The following is a 26,628-nucleotide window of genomic DNA, read 5'->3' as shown; positions in this document are numbered from 1 at the left end:
CCTTTCACATTGTGATGTTCTCCAAAAAATGCAAAAAAGCCCTTTTCGGAGTTGTATTTAAAAAGAAAGTAAAAGTAAAAAACTTAAACTATCTTTGAAAATCAAAACCCCGAAAGGGCTATAGTAGTTATAGATATAAAAAATCGAAATTAAAAAAAGGTATACTTAATTTTAACAAATTACACCTACAAAAACAACCATATTCATAATATTCAATTCATTAAATATACGTTATGATGAATATTATAAACCTTCAGAATGGAATTTGATCTTAAATTGAAAAAACGTCTAATTTCTGTTTTTCCAATATCAATCTTTATAATTGGTATTACCTTGCTTTTACTAAGACAGTTCGTTTTTTTCCATATAAGGTTTCTGGGGTTTCTATGGAAAACTCCTTATTCAATAATGATAAGGTTTTAATTAATCACTTCATCCATTCAATAGAAGCTCTGCAAAGATTTGATATAGTTGTTGTTAATTCCCCCCTAGAAAACACTTCTAATAATAAAACAATTATAAAAAGAGTAATTGGTTTACCTGGAGATACAATAGAATATCAAAACAGCTTTATATAAATGGACTTGTGGTAAAAGATCTATACTCAAAAGGTAAGACAGCTGATTTTTCATTAAAAAGTATTTACGGTTTCGATAGGGTTCCGAATGATACAATTTTTGTATTAGGAGATAATCGTGAGGAAAGTTTAGACAGCAGATTTAAAGAACTAGGCTTTATACCTTTGAATAATATAGAAGGCAAGGCGGTTCTACGCTATAAGCCATTCAATAGACTTGGGAAGTTTTAAGAAAATAGTATAAATCCATTACAAGATAAAATAATAGAATTTTCCGTATATTAATTAATAAAAAAAGAATCCCTACTAGTAGTTGAGATCCTTTACTTTTACCATATTATCATTTTGGTAAAAACCTATTTAGCTACATCATTAGAATTTGCTGCAAGTAATCCATTACCTTGTTCTTTAAATGTTGTTTCAGCTGTTTTTTGCTCTGGCTTTTCTTTCTCAAGAACTACCACATTTACTGTTGCAGTTGAGCTGTTTCCTGCCTTATCGGTTGCCGTTACTTGAACTGATATTGCGCCTGGCTTACTTGTATCATATGCTCCTACTGTTACTACTGGATTTGAATCTTTATTATCTTTTACATTCACTAAACTTCCTGGACTTAATTTATCTCCCACATGTACGGTTACACCTTGTTTCGCTGTTATTACTGGTGCTTCCGTATCCTTCTCTTCTTCCTTTTCTACTACTTTTACTGTTACCGTTGCAGTTGAGCTGTTACCCGCATTATCAGCTGCCGTTACTTGAACTGATATTGTACCTGGCTTACTTGTATCATATGCTCCCACTGTTACTACTGGATTTGGGTCTATATTATCTTTTACTTCTACTAAATCTCCTACATTTAGACTACCCCCTACATGTACTGTCACACCTTGCTTCGCTGTAATTACTGGGGCTTCTGTATCTTTTTCCTCTTCTTTTTCTACTACTTTAACGGTTACTGTTGTACTTGAGCTATTTCCTGATGCATCTGTTGCCGTTACTGTTACTTGAATTGCCCCTATCTTACTTGTGTCGTACGCTCCTACTGTTACTACTGGGTTTGGATCTTTATTATCTTTTACTTCTACTAAATCTCCTGCATTTAAGCTATCTCCTACCTGTACAGTTACACCTTGTTTTGCTGTAATTACTGGTGCTTCTGTATCTTTTTCCTCTTCTTTTTCTACTACTTTGACGGTTACCGTTGTACTTGAGCTATTTCCTGATGCATCTGTTGCTGTTACTGTTACTTGAATTTCTCCTGCCTTACTTGTGTCGTACGCTCCTACTGTTACTACTGGGTTTGGATCTTTATTATCTCTTACGTCTACCAAATCACCTGCATTTAAGCTATCTCCTACATAAACGGTTACACCTTGTTTCGCTGTAATTACTGGTGCTTCTGTATCCTTTTCTTCCTCTTTTTCTACTACGCTGACGGTTACTGTTGTACTTGAGCTATTTCCTGATGCATCTGTTGCCGTTACTGTTACTTGAATTGCCCCTGCTTTACTTGTATCGTACGCTCCCACTGTTACTACTGGGTTTGGATCTTTATTATCTTTTACTACTACTAAATCTCCTGCATTTAAACTATCTCCTACATAAACAGTTACACCTTGTTTCGCTGTAATTACTGGTGCCACTGTATCCTTTTCTGGTTTTGTTGTACCACCATCGTTACCATCTCCGCCCGTTGGTGGTTTTGTACCGCTCCCACCATCGTTACCATCTCCGCCTGTTGGTGGTTTTGTACCGCCTCCATTATTACCTTCACCACCTGTTGGCGGTTTCACTTCCCCGCCACTAGTGTCACCCGAAGTAGGTGGCTTTTTATCATTATTAATTGGAGGTATTGAGTTATCTGCAATAGCCACACCATCATTAATATTTAGATCGCCACCAAATACAAAGTTCTTACTATCCTTATTATCCGAGACAGAAGGATTGTTTGTTGCTGATGCTATTGAAGTATTTAAATCTGAAAAACGATTATTTGATTTATCACCGTCAATAACTGAGGCTAAGTTTCGATCTGAGTTTATAGCTGCGGTTGCAATTGAATCTGTTAAGTCATCAAATTTCTTTTTGGTTTTGTTATTTTCAATGATACCGGCTAAATTTTGGTCAGAGCTACGTTTTGCATTATCAATGATTTCATCAAAATCATTAGTATTTAGATTTTCAGTCGGTTCATTCTTACTTTCTTCTTTTTTCTCATCTTTTTTCTTTTCTTTTTCACTATCCTTTTTCTTTTTAGATACTGATGCTGTTTTAGTGCTCTTCTTTTCAGAAGAAAACAGTGAGCAGCCTGTAACTACCCCAACACTTAAGGTAGTTACAGTAGTCGTAAGTAACACTTTCTTTAAAATTTTCGAATAATCTAAAGGCACAATCAATTCCTCCCTATTACCTAACCTGCACTTATAGTTGCTACAGAAGTAGCAGAACTATTAGGTGTAGAATTATTAATTTTTTCGAGTAAATCTTTATTTCCAACCTTTTGAGCAAACTTTTTAGCTTCCTCGGATTTATTTAATTTCAAATAACTATTAACAATAATTCCTTCTCTTCTGCCATCTAGTGGCACTTGATCTCTTAATTTGATAACTTCTTCATGCTTGTTATCTAATGCAGCAATTTCAAAATTAATTAGTGGATTTTTTGTTTTTAATTCTTTTACTTTTTTCAAATTATCTACAGCTATATAATATGAAACTACTGATTCTGCAAAATCTTGTTCTAAGTCAATTGCCTTCTGTGCTTTACCACTTAATAGATACGTAAATAAAACCGCCTTTTTATCTTCTTTTCCTAATTTTTTATAATCGACTTTATCAAATTCCAAGGCAGCATCTTGATATTTTTGAACTGCAGATAACCTTAACCCATTTATTAGATTCGCATTAACTTCCAAACTATTTACATTATTTGCAGATGCAGCCTGTGAATTTTTCATATTGCTAAAGGCAAAACCTGCTACTACTAATAAAACAATTGATGCGACTCCTATAATAGCGTACTTATATTTTTTCATATTATTTAAGATTCCTTTTTTATCGATTGCGACTTTCTCTTCTTGTTCAAATTTAGTTTCATTTGGTTGATTTCTTTCATTATTTAAATTAATTTCATCACTTTCGGGTTCGCTTTTAGCCACAACTATTTTTTGTCTCTTTTGTGCATCTTTTATTTTCTTTTCTTCCTCTAGTCTTCTTTTTCTTACTTCCTCAAGTTTTTTCTCTTCTTCCTTCCGTTGTGCTTCTGCCTGTTTCCTTGCTTCTTCCTCTGCTTTTCTACGGGCTTCCGCTTCTGCTCGTTTTCTTGCTTCTTCCTCCGCTTTTCTACGCGCTTCCGCTTCTTCACGCTTCCTTGCTTCTTCCTCTGCCTTTCTACGGGCTTCTACTTCTTCACGTTCCCTTGCTTCTTCTTCTTCTGCTTTTCTACGGGCTTCTACTTCTGCCTGTTTTCTTGCTTCTTTCTCCGCTTTTCTACGCGCTTCCACTTCTTCACGCTTCCTTGTTTCTTCCTCTGCTTTTCTACGGGCTTCCGCTTCTGCTCGTTTTCTTGCTTCTTCCTCTGCTTTTCTACGGGCTTCTACTTCTGCCTGTTTTCTTGCTTCTTCCTCTTCCTTTCTACGGGCTTCTACTTCTTCAAGTTTCCTTGCTTCTGCCTCTACTTTTCTACGGGCTTCCGCTTCTGCCTGTTTTCTTGCTTCTTCTTCTGCTTTTCTACGGGCTTCCGCTTCTTCACGTTCCCTTGCTTCTTCCTCTGTTTCTTCTATATTTAAATCATTTTCAGAAGTGCCTGCCTGTTTTTGAATTGTAGTAATCCAATCAAGAGCTGGGTTACTATTTGAAGATTCATTTTTAGGTAAATTTACATTTACACTTTCTTCACGTTGGTTCTGCGGTTGTTCTAAATGCTCTTTTTGTATTTGCTCACTTATTGGATCTTTATAGATATCCTCATATTGTTCTTCTTCCTCTGCTAGTAATCGTTCTCGTCGTTCTTTTTCTTGTCTAATCCTTTCCTTAATTACGTTTCTTTTTCTATTATTTTGCATATAACAACAATGGCCTCCTTTCTATCGGTACCTCATTAATGAGAGTAATTAAATTATTCATCCTTCATAATTAATCATGAGATATTTCTACAGAAAAACTAAGGAAAATTAGAGATAATATTATTTTTTTAAGCATGATAAATAAAAAAAAGGATAAATAGGTAGCACCCATTTATCCTTTTTTATTTATCATCTATTGAGTTTATCGTTTTCCGACAGAAAACTCCTTCCTTAAAATGTGAGAGTATGAAACACCAATTTTAGGCGGGAGATGAATGTCGCTTGGCATAAGCCAACATGTTTACTACCATATACTTGTACAGATTGCTCTTTGAAAACTGAAGATATGAGGTTGGTTGCAGAAAAATGTTGCAACCAACCTCATATCTTCAACGTTCTTACGCCCCACGTTTGCCGAAGTTGCGAAAACCAAGCTAAAGTAGGGAACGTGGTGAGTCAACGTACAAGATACTTATGTTTTCACTGTAGGGACTACGGGCAGAGCATGCTAAGATAACCGGTGGATACATCGGTGTTCGCAGGAATCTCCCACTTCAAACAGTCCGTAAGGACGTTAAGTGGTGAGAAGTTCGAAGTGCATGTTATACCCTTAATACATCACTTTGTATCCAGATTTTAGATAGAAAAAGATACAACCCGCTCATTATACTGTATATTCCGATAAATATGAATATATATTTTCACGCCATATTAAGTTCATCCATTACTTTCAACTTTTCATGTAGTAGATTAAAAATTTCATCTTTATAGTCACATTTCTTCAATTTTTTAATTGCTTCATCCTTTATTTGTGACACTCTTTCAGTTGTTATCATAAGTGCTTTTGCAATTTCTTTATGCAAATACACTTTACCATCTAGAAGACCAAAACATAGATTTAGTACCATTTTTTGCTTTGGGTTTAATACTTCATCAAATATTAACCATATCTCGTAATTTAAGTCCTCAATTACCATCTCATTTGTTGACGGAATTGCTGAACTATCATCATAGAATGGATTTGATATACCTATATCTTCATTTATTGTATCTATATCCAAAGTCATAGTAGTAGCTCGCTTATAATATACGTTGTGCCTAATGACTGTTTCGCTAGTTACATTTAACTCTTTTACTACTTCTTCCACTGAAGGGGTTCTATTGTACATTTGTAGATATTTATCTTCTAACTCGACATATCTTAAATTAAATTGATTCACAGAATTAGGAATTTTAAAAGGCCCAGACTTTTTTTTACATATAATTCCTAACATACTTTTTTGTATCCACCAAAAAGCGTACGTGGAAAAGCAATAACCTAAAGCCGGATTAAAATCTTCCATTGCCCGTAACATTCCCTCATTACCTTCTTGAACCAGATCATCAAACTCTATATCAGGGTGCTTGTTTTTGTACTTTCTTGCAATAGATAATACTAGTCCTACATTCACATGAAACAAATAATCACGTAGATCCTTTTCACCATGTTTGTACCGCTGAAATAATTTTAAACTTTCTTGTTTTGATAGTACCTTATAATTCCCAATTCTCTTAATTTCAAAAGTGTTTCCTTCTAGATTAGCCATTGGCTTAATACTTCTTGCAGTAGAACCTTGTGTTATAGTTTTATTTAATGACTCATCGCGATTCAAGCTGCTATATGATTCGTTCATACCTATTCCTCCCTTCTCATTTTTAACGAATTGTTTCTAAAAACATTTTTGTCTCCTTTTGTACGTTACTAATCAACTTACAATTCCTTGCGCATGTATTGGCCACTTCTTTATGTGCTTTCGTTTTTCTCAATTCTATATAAGTATCGCATCCTTTGCAGATGCTACTAATACCTTCCATTATTTCTAATTGTCTTCTTCTTTCATATAAAAACTGCTCTTTCGTTTTCTTCTCGTTTACTCGTCTCTCCATTTGTTTCACCTCGTATACATGAATAGTATTATTTAGTAATTAAAAACTACTATTGATATTACATAGATACGAAACTCCGCCCTAAAATTCTTCCAAATTTCTCCTGTATGTATATGATATAGGATTATAACAAAATGTAAAATGAATTATTCTAAAAATTTTAAAAAAATACTGAGGTATTAAAATATCTATCATTCCCTTATGATTAAACTAATTATATTTATATAAATCTTGATGACTATCAAGAACACGTTTGAACTACCCCCACTTTTACTTCGTTTAGAAGTGAAAGTGGGGGATTCCTAAGTAAAGAGTTCTATCGAACTCTAATTGATTAGGCTAACCCCGCAGTCCTTGCGGTTAGAAGCCTTATCGCTTCATTCTTTAGATTGATACTTGCGTTAATATCCCTATCATGGTGTGTACGACAAGAAGGACAGTCCCATTCACGTAGGTTTAAATTTTTAACGTCTTTATTTTGATATCCACAACAAGAACATAATTGGCTGGAAGGAAATGTTTTCGATACGACAATGACTTGTTTGCCATACCATTTTGCTTTATATTCCAACATAGTTCGAAATTGTGACCATGATACCTCACTAATTGCTTTTGCTAACTTATGATTCTTTAACATATTCGATACTTGCAAATCCTCTATACCGATAACATCGTGGTTTTTGATGACTTCAGTTGAGATTTTATCCAAGTAATCTTTTCTAGCATTTGATATGTATTCATGAATTCTAGCTACCTTGACTCGTTGTTTATTCCAGCGAGAAGATCCTTTCATTCTTCTAGAAAGAACACGCTGTGCTTTCGCCAACTTATCTTCCAATGATCGGAAAAACTTCGGATTTTTATAGGGTTTTCCATCTGACAAAATAGCGAAATATTTTAGTCCTACATCTATTCCAATGTAAGAATATGTTTTCGGAAGTTCTTGTACTTCTGTTTCAACTAATAGTGACACAAAATATCTGCCAGAAGGGTTTCGTCTAACAGTCGCATTTACAATACGTCCCTCTACTTCGCGACTTTTGGCAAATCGAACAAGGCCTAGTTTCGGCAACTTTATTTTGTTCCCTACAACGGCAATATTTTCATTTGTTTGTTTTGTGGTGTAAGATTGAACGTTGTTCTTCTTAGATTTAAAGCGCGGTGCGCTGTTTTGTTTTTTTAAAAAGCGTGTATAAGCCTCGGCAAGGTTGCGAACAGACGACTGAATCGCAATACTATCCACTTCTTTTAGCCAAACAAACTCTTTCTTCATGGCAGGGAGTTTGGCAGAGCATATACCATAGGTCAAGCCCTTTCCTGTCTCTTTGTATGCGTGATCCCATAAGGATAGGAAATGATTGAATACAAAGCGAGAACAACCAATCGTTTTGTTGATTAGAATTTCTTGTGCTTGATTTGGATAGATACGAAACTTATAGGCTTTATTGATCATCATTTCATTCACCTCCATTTCGGTATATACCTATCATATACCGAACGTACATTCGATTGGTAGCGAAGTAACACTTTCTGTATGTCGAACAATTAAGATGGCTTCCTGCCATCCCTTGTCCGAAGCCAATTCATCTCCCACCTACTCACTTCTCGTTCTTTGAGGAAGGATTCTTCTTGGCTAAAATGATAAAAATCACTCATTCTAGTTATACTATAAAAAAGTAATTAATCATTTATATCCCCTATTAATATGTTTTTTAACTTATTTCAATTAAAATAGCGTTTATCTCACTTTCTCTATTGCTGGAATATAATCGTTTAACAGTAAATCATCTAGCCCCTTTCCAAGAGTAATATCCCAACTTGCATAATTAATACTTATCCCTTCTTGATACAGCATTTGGGCACATTCTAATAACGACCGCTGAACATCTGAATTTGTAATCATATCCATATCTAAAGCGAACGTCGCCTGTTTAACTCCCATTTTTTTCAATGGTTCAATTAATATTCTCCATACTTTAACCCCTGGTATTGATACAACTGTGGTACCATACATTACTTTTTCCTCATTTGTTAGAAGCTCGTCTAAATTTTCTGCAGCAATATCAGACTTTAGACCGCCTTCTGAAATCCATACATTATCCTTTTTTATTAATTCTCCACGTTCCCAATTTTTCAGCTCCCGACTAGGTACTGCTACATGTATTGGCAATGGTTTCCCAGCTCCTGTTCCATGGAATTTCCCACCTGAGCTGATCCAAATATATTTACTTTCTAACTTTAATTGTACTTCACCTAATTTTTCACCTTCATAATTAATTTCATACCATTCTTTAACATCGATTTCACCTTTAAATATAGACTCTATCTTCCCATTAATTTCATAGGTCACCTCTATAGTATTGGGTTGCTCAATAACTTCTGCCTTAAAGCTTGGTTTATGATTTTTTACAACTGTCATATATTCAGGATTATCAATTCTACATTGAAAACCGCATATCTGATTATATATATTTCTCTGCGGTATTAATAAAGAATCTCTCCTTCCTGCAAACGTGAAATATCTTCCATCCTTTGTTTCTTTTGCATAAAATCCTGGAATTCCAACAATATAGCTTGTTTTCCCCCCTACTTTTTTTATTAGCTCTTTCGTAGTATCCCAAGGTTTAAGAGGAAAACTTTTGTAATTTCTAACATTTATAACTTCTCTTGTAATCCTGCGTTTTGATCCCCTTAACATTTTAATATGTTCATCTCGCACGTCTAGAAATTCTAGGAATAAAGTGTAAATAATATCAAGGGTGTAATCATTTTTCTTCCTATGTTCCTTAATCATCTGATCTTGAGAAAAGTCATATCCCCTTTTTTGATCTTCAGCTACTATATGTAAATAGCCTGCTTCCCCGAATTTTGTTTCTGATGAAATTCGTCCGCATATTATTTTGGTTTCAGAATCATTAACCATGCACCATCCTTGCTTACCACATATAGGGCATGTTGTTCTATAATATTCAAACCATCTCTCATTACGCCCCTTATTCATGCTTCTCACTGGTCTTAATACTCTACTTGCTGCTAACCTTTCAATTGACATCACATATCTCCTTTTTCCTTAATCAAATAAAAAAGCCCTTTGGGATACGGAGGTTAAATACCACACAAACGTGTAATTTAATCCGTAACCCGAAGGGCTTTATGTAATCACTAGAAAATAAAAAAATTTACAAGATATAATAAGAATATACTAAAAATTCTAAATTTAATCAAATAATCTCCAGATTTTATTAAACTCCACACGATAATTATACATGAGCATCTCACTCCTTAACCCCTTTTGGGCTCTTTGAAGCGAGAACTTCTTCAGAATCAGATGCTATTTTAGCAATCTATATTTACCAAGCTATAAGGATCCCCGTTATTAACGGTTCATTAATGTTTCTCTGCTGATTTTTTTTGATACAGTATATTCCCTACTAACCAATTAATTGCGCTATTAAACGCATTACTGTTTACCATAATGTATTTTTTGTAAACAATCATATAATTATCAATCTCATGTCAATATCCACAGAAAATCAATACTTCTTCTCCACATTTGACATTGACATATCAAGTGAGATTAACATGTTAAATGAAGCGTGCCAACTTTATCACTAGTATTCACCGATTAACATTAACAAGCGGATACTTATCAAAAATGTTTATACCTATCTAAACTTCAAGATCTATATTAGTTGAACATTAGTCCATTGAAACAGATTTTACGGAAGTATGTTAATTAATAAACTAGCATTGAAAATATTTCAATGCTAGTAAGATATAAAAAGAAACAACATAAAACTATCAATCTCATGTTGATACCGCTGAAAAGATAACTGATTTTTTATCCCATGTTTGTTATTAACATGTTAAGTGATTATTTTCTTTTGTTATCAACATCATTCTGATTAAGGTTGACATGACATTAACAATATGGTGTTGAAAAGAAGAAATGTTTATTTATTTCAAGATTTCAAAGTCTATATCGGCTGGATTTTGTCTTCTGTGGTAGTTTTCTCTAAGTGAATCTAGTGTCAATTCATCCTAGAAAATGTTTCGACACTATCAAAACATAGCTAAAAATTCAATTGAGTAATAAATGATGACAGCAATTCAATGATTTTCATCCTTTATTTATCATTGGCATATAGTTAAAAAACAACACATAGAAAGGAATACTATCTGTATTGTTAATCTTATATCAACAATTTGTATTTAACATTAACAATTAAGTAGTTGAAATACGCAAAAATACAGATCTCGAAGACCCAAGATCTATATTGGTTAAAAATTTATCTACCACAACAGATTTCTATCGAAATATCAAAAAACACTCTAAAAGTACTATAATCGTGATCAGGAACTAACAAAAATTCCATATAATTGATAGTTTCTTATTAGTAACACCCAAAAAATCAATAATTTTCCCTTTATTTATCATTAACATGTAACCTGAGATTGACATGTTAAGTACCTATTTTCTTTTGTTATCAATATTATTCTAATTGATATTGATATGACATTAACAATAAGGCGTCCAAAAAGAAGAAGTGTTTATGGTCTTCAAGATTTCAAAATCTATATTGGTGAAAATTTTCTTCTGTGGTGGTTTGCTCGAAGTGAATCTAGTGATGATCTATCTTAGAAAATGTTTTCACACTATCAAAAACAGTTAAAATCTAATCGTAATAATAAATGACGACAGCAATTCAATGTTTTTCATCCTTTGTTTATCATTGACATATAGTCTATAAAGTTAAGCGTAGAGAGAAATGCTATCTAAATTGTTAATGTTATATCAACAATTTTCGTTTAACATTAATATGACATTAACAATTAAAAAGTTGAAGCGCGCATAGAAGCAGATCTGAGGATTTCAAAATCTGCATTAGTTAAAAATTTATCTGCCACAACAGATTTCTATCGAAATATCAAAAAACACTCTAAAAGTACTATAGTTATAGCAAGAACTTCATACAATCAATAGTTTCTTATTAGCGTCAAAAAAATAACAGTTTTCTCTTTATTTATCATTGATATATAACCTGAGATTGACATGTTAATAGAGTTTGTTGTCCGTTAATACTAGTGTCATATCAATTTATCATTAACGCGTATTGACATAACATTAACAATTGTTGATTCTAAAGTTGAGAATATACATACAAATAGAGTTTTAGATTCTATATCTATTAAGAGACCTTTTTTATAGCAAAATCCCCTGGATAAGTCGGGAGGATATCATTCTTGAAGGCATTTTGATAGTAGCCAAAAATAATAAATCGCTTTTTATTACTTCCGATCTAAAAGTAGCAATTGTATGAATCAATTTTGATTATATAGAGATCCCTTGTAAAGGGCGGTGCCTCCTATAAAAAATGAGTTTATATTAAAGTAATTCAATAACCTTCATGTGCATTCTAAAGACCTACTGAAGCCAATAAACTATACATTTCTTAGCTTTCTACTACCGATTATCATAAATTATAATAAATATAGCTCTTTCTTTATTATTAGTATGGGCTTTTTGTTCTACATTTATACATACTTTTTAGCTTTTAAGTCTTTAAGTTTAATGCTATATCCTTATAATTTATTTACAAATCACTAATATTTTCTTATCATTAATATATTGTAGACTAATTTGTTAATTTCATAGCAACAATAATCATTAATAACTAACGGATTATCAACAGGACATTAACAATAGTTAATTCAAAAGCTGATTTATCAACTTCATGTTAACAAGTGATGCTTTATATATCAATGACACGTTTCATGTGAATGTCAATCAATAAAGGTATTGAGGTTTATATCACCGAAAGATACTTAACATGTTAATCTCATTTTATATGTTAATTACATTTTGCTATGGCCATTATATTTCAAGGAGGTATAACGATGATTGAACAAGATAACAAAAATACAACTGAACATATGGAGTCCAATAATACAAACTCTAGTCATGAAGATACTTTTGAAAAAGCTTGGCGAATAACAGAGTTTTCTAAATTAGTAGGTCGACATCATAACACTGTATACAATTGGTTCAATATCCTAGAAGAAAAGGGGTTACACGGAACATTAAGAACCAATAATACAAACGAAAAGTTATATAACACACTGGATTTAGACATAGCTTTATTTATCAAACTAAAAAGGGATGAAAAGTGGTCGCTAGATGCAATTATTGAGCTTTTACCACATCAATTTGAACTAAGACCTGTTTCTCCAGAAAATCAAACCAGTGAAGTCTCATCCCAATTAAACATGCAGGAAGCTGCAGCGACTATTGAAAAAATAGTAGAACAAAAAATTCAAATGCATTTACAAAACATTGAATTAGAGTATCAAGGAAAGTTCGAAGATGCTATACGTGCGGTGCTACCTGAACCAGAAGACCCTGAGAGGTTAAAAGAGCGCCAAAGACAAGAAAGACTAGATAATATAATCATTCAACATAGAGCGCGTACAGAGTTAAGAAAACAAGCTGAAAAAGAATGGAATACACAGCCAGAAGAAACTCGTATTAAAAAAGTGGGTTGGTTTAAAAAAGAGGAAGATCTTGCGAGAAAACAACTTTTCATAGAAAGCTATATTGATGAGAACATGATTGAATACATGCAAAATGTAATGAAAACAGAAAAATAGGCCTGGAAAATTCCAGGCTTATTTTTTTATTTTGTTCCGAACATCTTATCAGGATCCATAAATGCCGCTAATTCTTCATCATTTAGCTTTTGCGGTTCTTCATCTTTCTCTGGTTCTAATTCAAAGTAATCACCAAAGTTAATATTGAAATCATCGTCCGAGTCTTGCGCTTCAATAGTAGTAATTTGAGACTTTGTATATTGAATTTGACTTTGTTTTTCCTTAAATTCATTATATTCTTCTACTAATCCTTTAGATAATCGAGATGGTAGTGCATCTGTCTTATAGAAAGTATACACGCTACCCATAAAGTCATTTTTACTAACTAAATAACCATTAAAAACAGTTCCATTGATTGGTAGTTTATTTGTTACTTCTACTTTTGCATCATCCATAAATGAATCATCAAGGTTCTTCTGTTCATCTAAAATTGCTAACATCCCAAAATGATGTACCTTTGATGCCTCTAAATCTCCATTTTCATTTGTCTTCATCAGGTCAATAGGGTGATGGAATGAGCTTCCTTTCAATGATTCTGAGAACATATCTACAATTTCTTTACTGTTTTCAATTTGATTCATATTACGTGAAACCTTATTAATTACTAAACAGCCTGTTCTTTCTAGTAAAATTCGTTTAAAGTCCTGAGAATCTAGAATTACTGATGTTCCTGAACCGTTTGCAGCTGTATTTAACTCATGAATAATATCTCCAATACGCTGATTTGCATAGTCTCGTGAGTTTCCGATGCCTTTTTTCTCATTCTCGTTTAATCCCTTAAACTCATCATAGAAATGTTGGTTATCTGCAAATACAACAAATGCAACGCCTTTCGCTGGATCATTAGCTAACTTCCAAATTTCTTGTGAAAATTTATTCACCTGTCTTAGTACATCCGGCCCATCTGCTCTAACTGGAAGTGTAACCACAATACCCATTTTAATAAAATCTTTACGTTCAATTGCATTATTGAAAGCAATTCTTGCATACTTTTGTTGATTTTTGATTAATTCTTCTCTAGGAATTTTCATTGCCATACTTTTCAGTTCTTCAGCAATTACAGGTTTATTATGAAAAGCAGTGAATTCTTCAATTGCTTGAATAATTGTAGATGTACCTGTACCACCACCTAAACCTGCAAAAAATAGCACTAACTCATCAGTTGGTCTGACACGTTCCGTTATAAATTCTTTTAGTTTATCCTTAGCTTCTTCATTAGATTCTAACACCTTTACAGCACGCTCAGGATTCTTACCCAAACCACCTAATTTTAGTGAAACTTGGTTGCTTTTTGGCACGTTTTTCAGTTCTGCTAAATCCCCATCATTACTATTCAATGCTAGGCAATTATAAACTGCTGTACCGTCTGTATGCTTATACTCAGCAAACTTATCTACCATTCTAGTTCCAGCTTGACCAAAACCAACCATAGTCATTTTCACTGCTACTTCGTTTTTCAGAAAGTTTTTTGCCATTATTTTATCTCTCCCTTATTCTCATTACTTTTTTTACGTTTGCTTAATTCAACTAATACTTGCTGCCCCCTAATAGTTGAAATTAAAAACTTATACGGATGCATAATTTTTTCTGTTATTAATGACATTGAAGCTAAAGTAGCAACACTACCTTCCGCTGATCTTCTTGAAATGTTAGTTCTTTCAAGTTCTAATGAATAGGATTTACCCTTAGGTTTCTTTACTCTCCTATCAATAACAACACTTTCTACTATCTCATTTATTGAAATACCTCTCATATATTTTGTTTCTTGGTATTGTTTGTTTACTTGAGATCCTATGTAATGAAATACATTGTAGAGTATTTCGTCTTCTTCAATAATGTCTGCAAACATTTCCACAACTTCTTCAGTAAATTTGTTTTGTTTATATTTTTCACTTAATACCTCGTTCAAGTTGTTCCCCCCTTAAAACGTTGGTTAATTATTCCTAAAAATATATTACACCATTGCAAGACGTATATCAAGTCATTATATATAAGACTTATATCGAGTTGTTATATATAAGGCTTATATAAGATTCACAAAATGTAAAATTGAACTAATGTCTTATATACCAACAACAATTATATAAGACGTACATGAAAGTCGTTTATATAAGCAGTGAACAAAACATGTTAATATCAGGTTTCATATAACTAACAATAACTATTAAATTATAAATATGGGTGCAGTATTTATGTATATTTTTATCTAGAATTATAATTCCGATATATAATACTTCTAAAATAACATTCTATTATCATGGCCATTAGATTTATACGTCTTATATATACGAACTACATATAAGATGTGTATAAAAACACTTATCATTAAAGGCTTTATATACTTTCATATTAATTTCATGTCAATAAAATATTACCAAGAAATTTCATACATCCTATTTGAAAGACTTATATAAAAGACTTATAAATAAAACGTGTATATAACCCTAAAAAAAGAGTAATACTTCTTGAGTATTACTCTTTTAACTATATAGTTTTATATAAAACCCTTAGTTTATTAAACAGATCTTTATGATCCCGCTTCTTTTTTAATAACTCATTTTTCTGTTGGTTGTCTACAGAAAGGAAAGGGGATGTCAATGTCATGTTATATGTAGTTATTTCTTTTATTAATTCGGAAGTTATTTCTGAGATTTGTAGGAATAGCACATAAAATTGTGATTCATTTTCATTCATTTGATTCTCTTTGAAATTAAGTTCTACAAACTTGTCAGTATAACTTGTCAATTTCATATCAATATAATCACTATAACTAACATGTAAGGTCATGAAGCGATTAAACTCAGATGAACTAATTAATTTCTTTGTTAAGCATAGATGCACTAAATATATCCTATATACAGCTTTAAATGAAATAATATATTTAGTTCTTTTTTTTCTTAATTGGATGTATTCACCGTATCTGTTAATTAAATATCTTAATTTGTTAGATTTTATCCTTAATATTCTACTAACTTGTGAAGTATTGTAAATTTTATAAGGATCTAGAGCTGCAAACCGTAATGGAATTATCTCATATTCATTATTTAATGTGTTGGTTACCTTGTTATAAAGAAAGTCTGCTTCAAATTCACTTTGTATTATCTTTGTTATTAACCCATATTCTGTGTTCCAATTCCGCATTTTTTCACCCCTTAAATCAAATTGTAACATGCAAAATATGAAATATACACAATTTTCATTTACTTTATTATGTTTATTTACTTATTTCTTTTATGATGTAATTTTTCCTTCTGCTAAATAAATACCTCTACAGAATTAAATGCAATTCCGTTTAATATTTAATTTCATCTATACAAAAGTATATTCACTGTACATTTTATCTATTTTTGATACTCTACACATATATGACGGAATACATATGTCGAACCCTTTTTTTATCATTAGAGTTCGTCATATGTCCTCTTATCACTGTCAAAATACATATGACGAACTCTGATAGCAAATTTTCACTTGATAACATTGTATTTTATTACTCACACCTGACGAAATAATATGTATCTTTAAACCAAGAGTTCATAGGGGATAATGGGTTGTTTTTTTGCAATCTTCAGCTAAAATATACACTAATCACTTTTATGTACTGAACTGCTTAGTTTATCCAACATTAATTACTTTCATTACATGACAATTGCACTCGATTTTATGCAAGTTTCCGTATATTATTTCCATATCAAGGGAGTGTTTAAAATTGAAAAAATCATTTGATCATGCCGTTAAATATATCGTCGGAGAGAATGATCGTGGAGTTTATTTTAATCGTTCTGATATTTTTACAGTTTTATTTTTATATGAACAACGAACAGTATCTCAAATTCAATTACGAAAATTTTATGAATTGATACATGGGGAGCCTATAAGTCGAACTACATTTTCATCCAAATTAACTAAGTGGGCTAAAATGAAAGTAATAAAAAAAGAAAATATAAGTGTGAGAAAAAAGCGTGGCTTCACACTGGATTTCGTTTCTATCGCTTCAAAGGGAGCAGAAATATTATATCGTTTAAAATTAATTACTGATCGCAATACCTCGTTTGTTACCAAAAGGCAATATGAACACAATATAGCTATTACACAATTTGTGCTAAATCTACTTGAAGCAGAATCCCAAAATGAACATACCGGTGCAATTGTAGGTGGTAACGGCGAATATCTTTTTCCACTAAACTCAATTGTGAAGCAAAACTTACATTTACCCAACCTAATGTATTCTGATTCAAATGATGTTTACTTCTTATACGAAGATGAAGAGTATCGCGAAATGTTTCAGCCAGAACTTCAACCCGTTTCCTTCCAACAAGATTTACCTCAACTCGTTTATTCATTTCGTCCATCTAAAGAGTTTTATCCAGACTCAAAGGGAAACCCATTAATCATTCCTGATTGGGTTCTTACATGTAACGATTCTATTATCAATATTGAAGTTGATACAGGAACAGAAAACATTCCATTTCTAGAAAACAAACTGAAAAAATATCTTGATATCGCTGCTTCTAATCCGTCTAAACAGTTTTACGTGTTATTTTCAGTAATCGATGATTCCTATCACACAATTTCTACCTACAAAAAAAGGACTACACGTGTAACAAATTTAAAAAAAGCTTTCAGCAATATACCACGTTTAAGTGTAGTGAATAACCTAGATGTTTACGTATGCAACATGGGTGGATCGGAACTTGTAATAAACAATATTCTTCAAGAAATTCGCGAAATTAATAGTTTAAGCAAAAGTCATCTGCTCAAAAAAATCACAGAACGTTTGAACATAAATTCTTCTTTCCCTTATTCGGTAGAGTGGATATCTAATAAAAACGAAATGCAAGCGAAAGGGATTCAGCATTCTAAACTACTTGAGCTAACAGAAGACATTTTGGTATTACGAAAAAAAGCACCTGATGAAGAAAAAAAATCTTTAGATTACTTAGAAATATTGTGTATATTAACAATACTTAAGGTAGGGGAGGTTAACACACACTTAAAATTACAACAATTATCAGGATTGTTGGCCATGCAAAATCAACACCGAACACTAAACCCAATTAAAATTTTTGGGATATATGAAGCGGACGAATTAGAGCATGGGCAGCAAGCCATTTTTACTGATCTGTATCACAATTCCATAGCACCAGAGAATATATTATTGGCTACTTCTGCTGAATTGCTTAATTTCACCGCTGCTTTTTATTCGTTAAAAGAGAGGGTGAAACAAGAATTTGGAGAATGCAGTTCAAAAGAATGCTGAACTCAATAATGCACCAGGTAATGGGGAGGATCCAAAAGCCGGAAAGAACAAAAAAAATTCCTATACAGTTACAATCGACCTTACAAAAAGCTGGAAATATCGTTTAGCAGCCCGCTCATCTTACTATGTTGTGACATTACTACTTCTGCTAGCTTGGTATTTTGCGTTTAGAGGAATTTATAAATATGCTTCTTTCTGGTCAATACAAATGGGGGCTCCATTACCTACTTTAAGTATCTTCGGTAATCCGTTTGAAACTAATTATTACATTGAAACCTTTTTTAGCTTTTGGATTTTAATTTATACTTGGCAACTATCAACCAAAGTTAAGACCTATCAGGAGATAAAGCGTAGATGGTTTATTTTTTCGATGATGTTAATTGGTATAGTTGCCCAGTACTTATGGGCGTTTAGTGTTCCATTAGCTAAGATATTTATTCCATTCTTACATTCGAAAGCTGGAGAAGTTTCACTAAATGACAAAGGATTAGAGGATACTATACTTTCAAATTTTAGTAATATCATGCACCTTGTATTTGCTATACCTGTAATTATTATTATTCTCGTACTCTTATGGCTCTTTAAGATTTTTTATGAACATAAAAAAGAGCTTTTAGATGAATTCGGAAAATGGGAATACGTATTTAAAATACCTGGTTGGATGCTTTCCTTTTTGAATGATGATCGTCAACGAAAACTTGCTACTTCATTACACAAGTTTTTCACTGAAAAAAACCCATCAAAATTGCCAGACCCTGATATCTTTCTTGGTCCTAATAGTGCAACACGGGAAATGGCAGTTATACAGGGTAAGTCTCTAACGCTTAATATAATGATCATCGGTAACATTGGTACAGGTAAATCAGCTGCACTTGGTTTACCAATTGCTAATCAAATTCTTGACTATATGGCTTCAATGATTAATAACTTTAAAACCTTATATGCAAGAAAAGATTATCATTCAGAGGATGTAAAAGGAACGCAGGTAAATGGTCTTACAGTTATCGAGCCATCTAATGACTTCTGTGAAAAGGTATATAACTTGGTATTGGCACACAAGATTCCCGAAAGTGTTATTTTCTATTTAGACCCAACAAATCCTGATACCCCTTCAATAAATTTCGTTCGTGGTCCAGTTGATAAAGTCGCTGAGATGTTATGTTCAGTATTAACAGGGCTCTCTGATAATGGAGCTGGAAATCCTTTCTTCGTTCAATCTGAGCGTTCCCATCTTAAACAACATATTTACTTGTTAAAACTCCATGATTCAAAATTTGAAGCTAGATTTGAACATTTAATTGATATGTATAATAATGCTAATCTCGTTTTTGAGATGCATCTCAAATTAAAAGAACGACTTCCAAATGATATTGAATCTATTCCAGATAGAGATGAACGAAACCATTGGCGCATAATGAAACAAGTAGATGAATGGTTTGATTTAAATTATGTTCCCGAAATTTCTGGTGGCCGTGGGGGAGGGGAAGTTGTTTATCATACTGAAGGGAAATACTATGGGCAACCTAAGATTATTGATAAACAAGAAACCTTCGTTCGTGGTTTACGAAACACATTAAATGATATTTCTGCTCAACCTCTGCTCCGTCGTGTTTTATGTGGTCCATCGAATTTTGATTTTGAGAAGCATTTGGAATTTGGAGGTATTCTGTTAGTCAATACAGCGAAAGGGGAACTTTCTGATCTATCTGATGTATTCGGTAAATTGTGTTTATATGCCGTACAGAATGCTGTTTTCCGTCGTAAGCCTAACATATCTCCTTACCATCCTGTTTTAGTCGATGAGTTTGCGGATTACATTTATAAAGCATTTAAAAGTTTTCCTGCTCAATCACGTAAATATAAAGCACCTTTAATTGTTATTGCACAAACAATTAGTCAATTGGCAATTGAACATGGCCCAAGATTCATGGATATCCTGTTAGGAACATTTCGTAACAAACTTGTTTATGGTGATGTTACTAATGAAGACGCTAAATTGTTTAGTAAGCTAATGGGTACGAAAACAATTTATGAGGCACGTGAAGGTGATCAAGAAATTGATATGGTAACAGCAGAAACGAAAACACAAAGTACACGTAGAACATCCTACTCTTATTCGAAAACAGAAGTACCCATTCTTTCTGAAAATGATATCTTAATTCAAAAAGCATTCCAGTGTGCGGCTAAAATTGTAAAAGATAATGCTCCTCAAGGAGGAATACAAGTAAATGCAAACTTTGTTCCTGCCACTGAGTTTAAAACAGCTAAAATTCAAGTTGATGCAGAAGCAGCTGCTTATTGGCTAAAAATTCGTGAAGAGTCATTAAATGCGGAAATTAAATATGAGGATTATGTCACAGATACAGATGTTGATAGTGAAGAAACTGTAATTGAGGAATTGAGTACACCTAAAACAGCGCCTACTGCAATAGAAGGTTGGTTACAAACGTTAAATCCTGATACTTACGATTTTTATAATAATGAAGATGTTACTGACAATGAAGGTGAGCTAACAAATAATCAGTCTGTTCAAGATTACTCAAGAAATTCTGCTCCTAATCTAGAAAAGGAGGACACTACAGCATCAATTGCTAATTCTAATACAACAGAATCCGCAAAAATTAATAAAGTAATGGATGTTCAAAAAGAAAATGTACCAGATACAAGTAAACATAGAGAACCTATTGAACTTAACACCAAAGCACCAGTTATTACTGAAACTCCAATAGAAGTGCCAAGGGCGAAGCATACACCACAATATAGAGAACCTGCTTACACATCAACTGTTACCCATAATCAGCAGGAACAGGAAATTCAACGAACTGCAGAAATCAATGGTAAAAATACAACATCTAACTTAACAATGCAGTGGTTACAACAAATGGCTGCTACTGTTCCTCAAGATGATGAAAATACATTACCTTTAGATGAAATGGAAGGTGGCTCTCGTCTTCACAATCGTAAAGTAGCAGAAGTAACTCCAGAAAGTGCGGCAATTAAGGATAAACTCAGTCAATATATCGAAGGTGACATTAATCATGATTGATACATTAAGCATATAACGAATATTTCTACTGGTAAAAAGGTGTGGGTCGTAAACTCATACCTTTTTATTATTTCATATGTAACTTCCCCCAAGGAGACCATTTCTTTATGCTAAAATTTAATTAAGTTTGTGAAGAACCAGAAAATGGATTACATAATAAGGGTTGGAGGAATGACAGTGGAGATTGCCAAATTAAATTTGCCCATGGATAGTATGCACTTTTTACTTAATCATCAAATTAAAGGAAATGAATTCGAATGTCTCAATGTAGAATTTTACACCTATTCAAATGGTTTTCTTTTAGATGTAGTGGAATGGACAAAACAAAATGATTTTTCTTTATCGATATTGGATAAAGAATATACTAAAGCGTTTTTAGCGAGTTTAGAGAAGTTTAAACCATACCTTGTTATCGGGAGTAATATGGATTCAGGTAATCTAATTACTATCTACCAGCCCACAGGAGAAATATATGAGCTAGAACATGAAATTACGGAAAGAGTAGAAAGATATTTTGTTAATTCTTCTATAGAGAAAATGCATTCCTGCTTCAATTACTTTAAAAAGTATTGGGTTCAGCTAGTAGAGCAGGGACACTACAAAGATTGTGATCTAATAAGGACTTTTCATGATTTGAAGAACAAATTAGTGGAGTTTGATACTAACATATTAATAAATGATGATAACTACAATAGACAATTTTGGAATTCCTTATATCACGGCAAGTTAAACTTCTTTTTTGAAAAAGTCAAACAAAATATAGATTATTTCTAATGGGGATACTTCGTGAAATAAACTTTATATGAAAGTAAAAACGATTTTTTAAGAAACAAAAGCCGTTAATGGGTTATCTCCTTACTGTTTAAAACATTCACTAAATAAAAAACAGTAAGGAGTGGTTTCTTAATCCCGCATTGCACCTGCTTCTCGGGAAGTCATTGCGCCTTGTCCTTCTCTTACATCATTTTGAATTTCTTGTTTCACTTTTTGTGCATCAGTTTCTGCAAAATTTGGTTTCATAATAGAACCAGACGTTTCTATATCTTTTTTATCATGTTGCATACAAACCCTCCTGACTTTAACATTTGCCAACCTTATTATGTACAAAAGTACACATGATATCCACCGAGTAATCGAGTGCGTTTATGGATTAATACGGACAGATATGAAGTTGGCAGAAAGGGGCTATTTAAAAACAACGGCTATTTTACCTAAAAAGCTGATATTAGAAATTCAAAAGTATGTTCCAGGAGAAACAATATATATTCCTAAACCTAAAACCTCTCATCAGAGACGGGGTATACGTTCTGGGACAAGAAAGCTGATCGATGACAGAAATGCTTCTATTAAACGGTAGAACGATTAATCAAATAGCTGATGAATATCACCTCTCCATTGAAACAATCAAAAAATTTTCTACTCTAAATAAATAAAAAGGATACACTTATGAAATGATGCTCATTGTTTTTTCTTATGGCGGATTTGTTTCTTAGTCATTTCCTGCATTTTATATCATTCGCCAATCGTGTAGTGTTAAGGGAGATAACAGAAGAAGGGAAGGATGTACAAATGAGGATAGTAAAAAACGGAACATTGCAAATACTTGGAGCAAGCATCTACTATGAGGTGCGTGGCTCAGGTCCAATTCTTCTTTTGATCCATGGTGGGGGTGGTGATGCCGACAAGTTCCATAATATCGCCGACCATCTTGCTAAATGGTATACCGTTGTTACTTACGATCGTCGTGGTCATTCCCGTAGCAACCTCGTCAATAAAACTGAGGATTATCATGTGCACACACATAGCGAAGACGCTCACCTGCTGCTAGCTAATCTGACCAATGAACCGGCTTATGTATTCGGAAGTAGTTCTGGTGCTGTCATCGGACTTGATCTGTGCATACGCCATCCTGAGCAGGTACAGTTACTAATCCCACACGAGCCGGTTTTATTACAACTTTTACCTGAAAATGAGTTGAAGCAGGCTATAAATTTCATGGAAGACCTTAAGACAAATCATCAAAGTGAGGTCATAAAATTATTGTCAAATATTGATGATAGCAATTTCGGACTATCGAAGGATATGCTAACAGAGCGACTACTCGGTAATTCGACTTATTTCACTGAGTATGAAATCCCGGGAATTCTCAGCTATACTTTAAATATCAATGCATTAAAGACCCCATTAAAACCTACATCGATACAGGTACGTCCAGCCGGCGGAAGTACTTCACGAGAATTTTTTCCTTACCATTGCGCAGTCAACTTAGCAGAACACCTCGGAACAGAATTCGTAGAGTTTCCCGGACACCATGTGGGCTATAACACAGTGCATCATAAAGAGTTTGCTGAGAGGTTACACGACGTTCTTGAGAATTAATCAGGAAACGTATCAATGGGTAAGGTGTGAGCACAATGGCGCGTATAGATATCAACAGCAGAATATGAACAAACTAAAAAGAAGCAGTTACCTCTCCATTTAAAGGTATCTGCTTCTCTTTACATAGACTCTATAATCATTTGTCTTTCATACCACTTGTTTAGCTTTTCATTAACACTTTTTGAAATACGCTTCATTTTGTTATTACAGAATCTTGAAAGCGTAGCAGGGGATAAACCTATTTCATCTGCTATCTCACGCATTGTTTTATTTTGATGCATATGCTGATACATAATTTTTTCTCGTATCACATCTTCTGATCCCTCAGGAGTTTGTTTTACTGTCTCTGCAATATAATGGTCCTCCTGCTTCTCTTGCATACCTATTACTTTTTTCTTTACCATACTATCTATATTATCCATCAATTCTTTTGGTGGTAAGATAATGATTCCTAATTTGGAGTAGTAATTCTTAAACCAATTACGTTCTCCTATCCTTGTTTCATCCAATTCCTCTGCATACGCCCAATGTGAAATGACACATTCTTTTTCTAAATCAATTAAAACACTTTCTAGTTGTTCACGAATTCGAGTTGGGCGACCCTTTGTAGTTGTAATACCCATTACAGATAGTAGACCTTTTTCCCCACCAATGGAGTATGGTCTTTTTAAAGTACTGTATTGTTGACGGATTCGCCACTGCCAGGATAAATAACGTATTAAACGTTTATGAAACTTGTGTCTATAGCTATTATACTCTAATGCTTTTTTCGATAATAAAGCAGTTGTGCTATTAGACCCATACAAATAGCCCGATAAGAAACTACCTGGTTTAATCTTACAGGATTCTATCCCCATATATTCATTAGTATTCTTATCTCTCCATAACACTACAGAGTCCAGTACGAATAGCCTCTTGATTACTTCACGTTTTACTTCAAATTTTTCCCCAGTTTCAGCTTGATCGTTCAATACTACAACTTCATTATCATCATTCAAATAAATAAAGATGCTTGCTAACGCTGCAATACGTTGTGCTACCTTTATCTTATCTTCTGCACGATAATACTCTACACCGTTTGCTGATGCTTTTGGCATATTACATAATTCCAATACATTTTCATAGCTAAAATCTATGAATTCATCTGGAGATTTAGCTTGATTTAACCATTGTATTGTAATGGTATCCAAACAGTCTGCTGTAAGATCATCCATATTACTAATTACTCCATCAACCAATATAGACCATCTTTCTGCTTCGTTTGTATTCACTAATCTCAAATCCTCATCCTTATGTGAAGATAGTTGTGCAACTCCGCTTGAATTCTTTGTTTCTAATGGCAGTACATGTTTTGCAACTGCTTCATCTTCTTCAAACTGATTTTTTGCTATTCCATCACGTAATTGATAGTACATTGCGTCATTTGATACAGGATAATATTCGTCAGGTATATCTGCTATATACTCTTTTATATGACCATGTTCAGGATTTAAAATTTGAGTTGGTTCAACTGCTTCAAACTTTTCTCCAAACTCTTGTTCAATGATTTTATCTAATACATTTTGAATCTCAATTTTATATTTATCTAGATTCGCATAAATGTTCAACAACGATATTCCTTGTTCTTGTTTCTGCCCCAGCCAAGAAACAAGTGTTGAGAATGAAGGGGATATATTAGCTGATGTTACTAATTTATCGTGATTCTCTTGTACTTCGTTATAATATTTTTGCCATTTGGCCCATAACTGCTTATTTTCTTCATAGATTGGAGCAGCAAGTAGGAGGGCATCACTGAACAATACTAATACTTTCTCCATATTTAAGTACCTCCTAACAATGTTAATAACCAATATAATATAAATCCTAACACTATGAAACCTCATAGCTATATGATGGCTACATAACCTTTAAGTTGAAATGTTATCTGAATAATCCGCACAATTGTTGATTTTTACTCTTTTTATTGTGGATCATTTAAATTCTCTTTACTTGTCTTTAATTATATAAAACTGCTTCTATTTGTAAAATCACTACTTTACAATACAATTTCAATTTTTAAAAGCTTTTAATGCTCAAATTCAGTTACTGTTACATTTTTAACATCTATATTTTTGATTCAAAAAGTTGTAAACCCGAGTGCTAAATTTGTTGAGGTAAGTCCTTGGATATCGTATTCTTCAGTTTTCCATTCCCTAAATCTTCTTCATCAACAATAGTAGTTTTTGGGGCGACTCGATTTGTTAGCTTGATAATTATGGGGCTTTCCTCTAAAACAACCAAAGCAAACAATAAAAGCGCTTGCATAATTAAAAATCCGAGTTATAATACTTGTATACAAGTATACTTGATTAACACGAGGTGAATTTATGACGAAATCAATGGAATTTCTTTATCCTGAAAAATGGCTTTCAAAAGCTTCTACAGGTGATCGTGTTGCGAGCGAACTGAGAATGCGCATAATTGCAGGTGAAATTGAAAGCGGTACCATCATATCGGAAAATAAATTAGCTGCCGATTTTTCTGTAAGTCGGTCACCCGTTCGTGAAGCATTAAAAGTACTAGCTTCTGAAAATATTATTCGCTTAGAAAGAATGGGCGCAGTTGTCATTGGTTTAACCGAGAAAGAAATCGAAGAAATATATGATGTTCGTTTACTTATAGAAACGTTTATCTTTGAGCGACTTGTAAAGATGGACACAAATGATTTAGTAAGAGAACTAAATAAAATA

General features: G+C 33.1%; 17 protein-coding genes and 2 pseudogenes. 8 read left to right on the top strand and 11 right to left on the bottom strand.

All coding sequences use genetic code 11. The annotated features are described in order from the left end of the window. The first annotated feature begins 258 nt into the window (after positions 1-258). Positions 259-808: pseudogene (lepB, locus tag QCI46_RS27545) on the top strand (signal peptidase I). Between the two features lie 125 nt (positions 809-933). Here lepB and QCI46_RS27540 read toward each other — a convergent pair. The 6 genes from QCI46_RS27540 to QCI46_RS27515 form a co-directional block, all read right to left on the bottom strand. Beyond that, positions 934-2,967: an adhesin gene (locus tag QCI46_RS27540; protein WP_353841947.1), complete on the bottom strand. Its 2,034-nt coding sequence runs from the start codon at positions 2,965-2,967 to the stop codon at positions 934-936. Between the two features lie 20 nt (positions 2,968-2,987). Continuing rightward, the gene (locus QCI46_RS27535) at positions 2,988-4,640 is read right to left on the bottom strand and encodes a cell envelope integrity TolA family protein (RefSeq protein ID WP_353841946.1); all 1,653 of its coding nucleotides are present in this window, start codon (positions 4,638-4,640) and stop codon (positions 2,988-2,990) included. Positions 4,641-5,341: 701 nt separating this feature from the next. Continuing rightward, a complete protein-coding gene (locus QCI46_RS27530) occupies positions 5,342-6,313 on the bottom strand; it encodes a sigma-70 family RNA polymerase sigma factor (protein ID WP_353841945.1) in 972 nt (323 codons plus the stop codon). A 22-nt stretch (positions 6,314-6,335) separates the two neighbouring features. Next, positions 6,336-6,566 (bottom strand): hypothetical protein, encoded by a 231-nt coding sequence (locus QCI46_RS27525; RefSeq protein ID WP_353841944.1) that lies wholly within the window; start codon positions 6,564-6,566, stop codon positions 6,336-6,338. A 334-nt stretch (positions 6,567-6,900) separates the two neighbouring features. Next, on the bottom strand, positions 6,901-8,022 hold the full coding sequence (gene tnpB / locus QCI46_RS27520; RefSeq protein ID WP_353841943.1) for an IS200/IS605 family element RNA-guided endonuclease TnpB: 1,122 nt from the start codon (positions 8,020-8,022) through the stop codon (positions 6,901-6,903). A gap of 282 nt (positions 8,023-8,304) precedes the next feature. Then, the gene (locus tag QCI46_RS27515; protein ID WP_353841942.1) at positions 8,305-9,618 is read right to left on the bottom strand and encodes a DNA primase; all 1,314 of its coding nucleotides are present in this window, start codon (positions 9,616-9,618) and stop codon (positions 8,305-8,307) included. 2,846 nt (positions 9,619-12,464) lie between these two features. Here QCI46_RS27515 and QCI46_RS27510 point away from each other — a divergent pair. Next, positions 12,465-13,214, top strand: coding sequence for a MerR family transcriptional regulator (locus QCI46_RS27510; protein WP_064472957.1), 750 nt, complete (start codon positions 12,465-12,467; stop codon positions 13,212-13,214). Between the two features lie 26 nt (positions 13,215-13,240). Here QCI46_RS27510 and QCI46_RS27505 read toward each other — a convergent pair whose 3' ends face one another. The 3 genes from QCI46_RS27505 to QCI46_RS27495 all read right to left on the bottom strand — a co-directional run bounded on the left by QCI46_RS27505 (position 13,241) and on the right by QCI46_RS27495 (position 16,385). Further along, a complete protein-coding gene (locus QCI46_RS27505) occupies positions 13,241-14,689 on the bottom strand; it encodes an FtsZ/tubulin family protein (RefSeq protein ID WP_064472956.1) in 1,449 nt (482 codons plus the stop codon). Beyond that, positions 14,689-15,123: a hypothetical protein gene (locus QCI46_RS27500; RefSeq protein ID WP_064472955.1), complete on the bottom strand. Its 435-nt coding sequence runs from the start codon at positions 15,121-15,123 to the stop codon at positions 14,689-14,691. The genes QCI46_RS27505 and QCI46_RS27500 overlap by 1 nt, the downstream gene beginning before the upstream one ends. Before the next feature lie 575 nt (positions 15,124-15,698). Further along, the gene (locus QCI46_RS27495) at positions 15,699-16,385 is read right to left on the bottom strand and encodes a hypothetical protein (protein WP_353841941.1); all 687 of its coding nucleotides are present in this window, start codon (positions 16,383-16,385) and stop codon (positions 15,699-15,701) included. A gap of 538 nt (positions 16,386-16,923) precedes the next feature. On the opposite strand from QCI46_RS27495, the gene QCI46_RS27490 reads away from it, so the two are divergent. The 3 genes from QCI46_RS27490 to QCI46_RS27480 all read left to right on the top strand — a co-directional run bounded on the left by QCI46_RS27490 (position 16,924) and on the right by QCI46_RS27480 (position 22,294). After that, positions 16,924-18,474, top strand: a complete 1,551-nt coding sequence (locus QCI46_RS27490; RefSeq protein ID WP_353841940.1) for a replication-relaxation family protein — start codon at positions 16,924-16,926, stop codon at positions 18,472-18,474. After that, a complete protein-coding gene (locus QCI46_RS27485; RefSeq protein ID WP_353841939.1) occupies positions 18,446-21,520 on the top strand; it encodes a type IV secretory system conjugative DNA transfer family protein in 3,075 nt (1,024 codons plus the stop codon). The genes QCI46_RS27490 and QCI46_RS27485 overlap by 29 nt, the downstream gene beginning before the upstream one ends. 171 nt (positions 21,521-21,691) lie before the next feature. After that, positions 21,692-22,294, top strand: a complete 603-nt coding sequence (locus tag QCI46_RS27480) for an SUKH-4 family immunity protein (RefSeq protein ID WP_353841938.1) — start codon at positions 21,692-21,694, stop codon at positions 22,292-22,294. A gap of 129 nt (positions 22,295-22,423) precedes the next feature. Here QCI46_RS27480 and QCI46_RS27475 read toward each other — a convergent pair whose 3' ends face one another. Beyond that, positions 22,424-22,582 (bottom strand): hypothetical protein, encoded by a 159-nt coding sequence (locus QCI46_RS27475; protein ID WP_179864138.1) that lies wholly within the window; start codon positions 22,580-22,582, stop codon positions 22,424-22,426. Between the two features lie 103 nt (positions 22,583-22,685). Between QCI46_RS27475 and QCI46_RS27470 the strand changes: the two are divergent. Together QCI46_RS27470 and QCI46_RS27465 are read left to right on the top strand one after the other, a co-directional pair. Further along, positions 22,686-22,953, top strand: a pseudogene (locus QCI46_RS27470) (CD3324 family protein). Between the two features lie 136 nt (positions 22,954-23,089). Next, the gene (locus QCI46_RS27465) at positions 23,090-23,899 is read left to right on the top strand and encodes an alpha/beta fold hydrolase (protein WP_353841937.1); all 810 of its coding nucleotides are present in this window, start codon (positions 23,090-23,092) and stop codon (positions 23,897-23,899) included. Positions 23,900-24,018: 119 nt separating this feature from the next. On the opposite strand, the gene QCI46_RS27460 is transcribed toward QCI46_RS27465, so the two are convergent. Beyond that, positions 24,019-25,716, bottom strand: a complete 1,698-nt coding sequence (locus QCI46_RS27460; RefSeq protein ID WP_353841936.1) for a helix-turn-helix domain-containing protein — start codon at positions 25,714-25,716, stop codon at positions 24,019-24,021. Between the two features lie 549 nt (positions 25,717-26,265). On the opposite strand from QCI46_RS27460, the gene QCI46_RS27455 reads away from it, so the two are divergent. Then, positions 26,266-26,628: GntR family transcriptional regulator (locus tag QCI46_RS27455; protein WP_353841935.1), on the top strand; the 363-nt coding region annotated here is incomplete at its 3' end.

The sequence above is a fragment of the Bacillus cereus group sp. RP32 genome, from assembly GCF_040459735.1.
Taxonomy (GTDB): Bacteria; Bacillota; Bacilli; order Bacillales; family Bacillaceae_G; genus Bacillus_A; species Bacillus_A wiedmannii.
The sequence above is the reverse complement of the archived record's forward strand: the minus strand, read 5'-3'. Positions and strand labels throughout refer to the sequence as shown.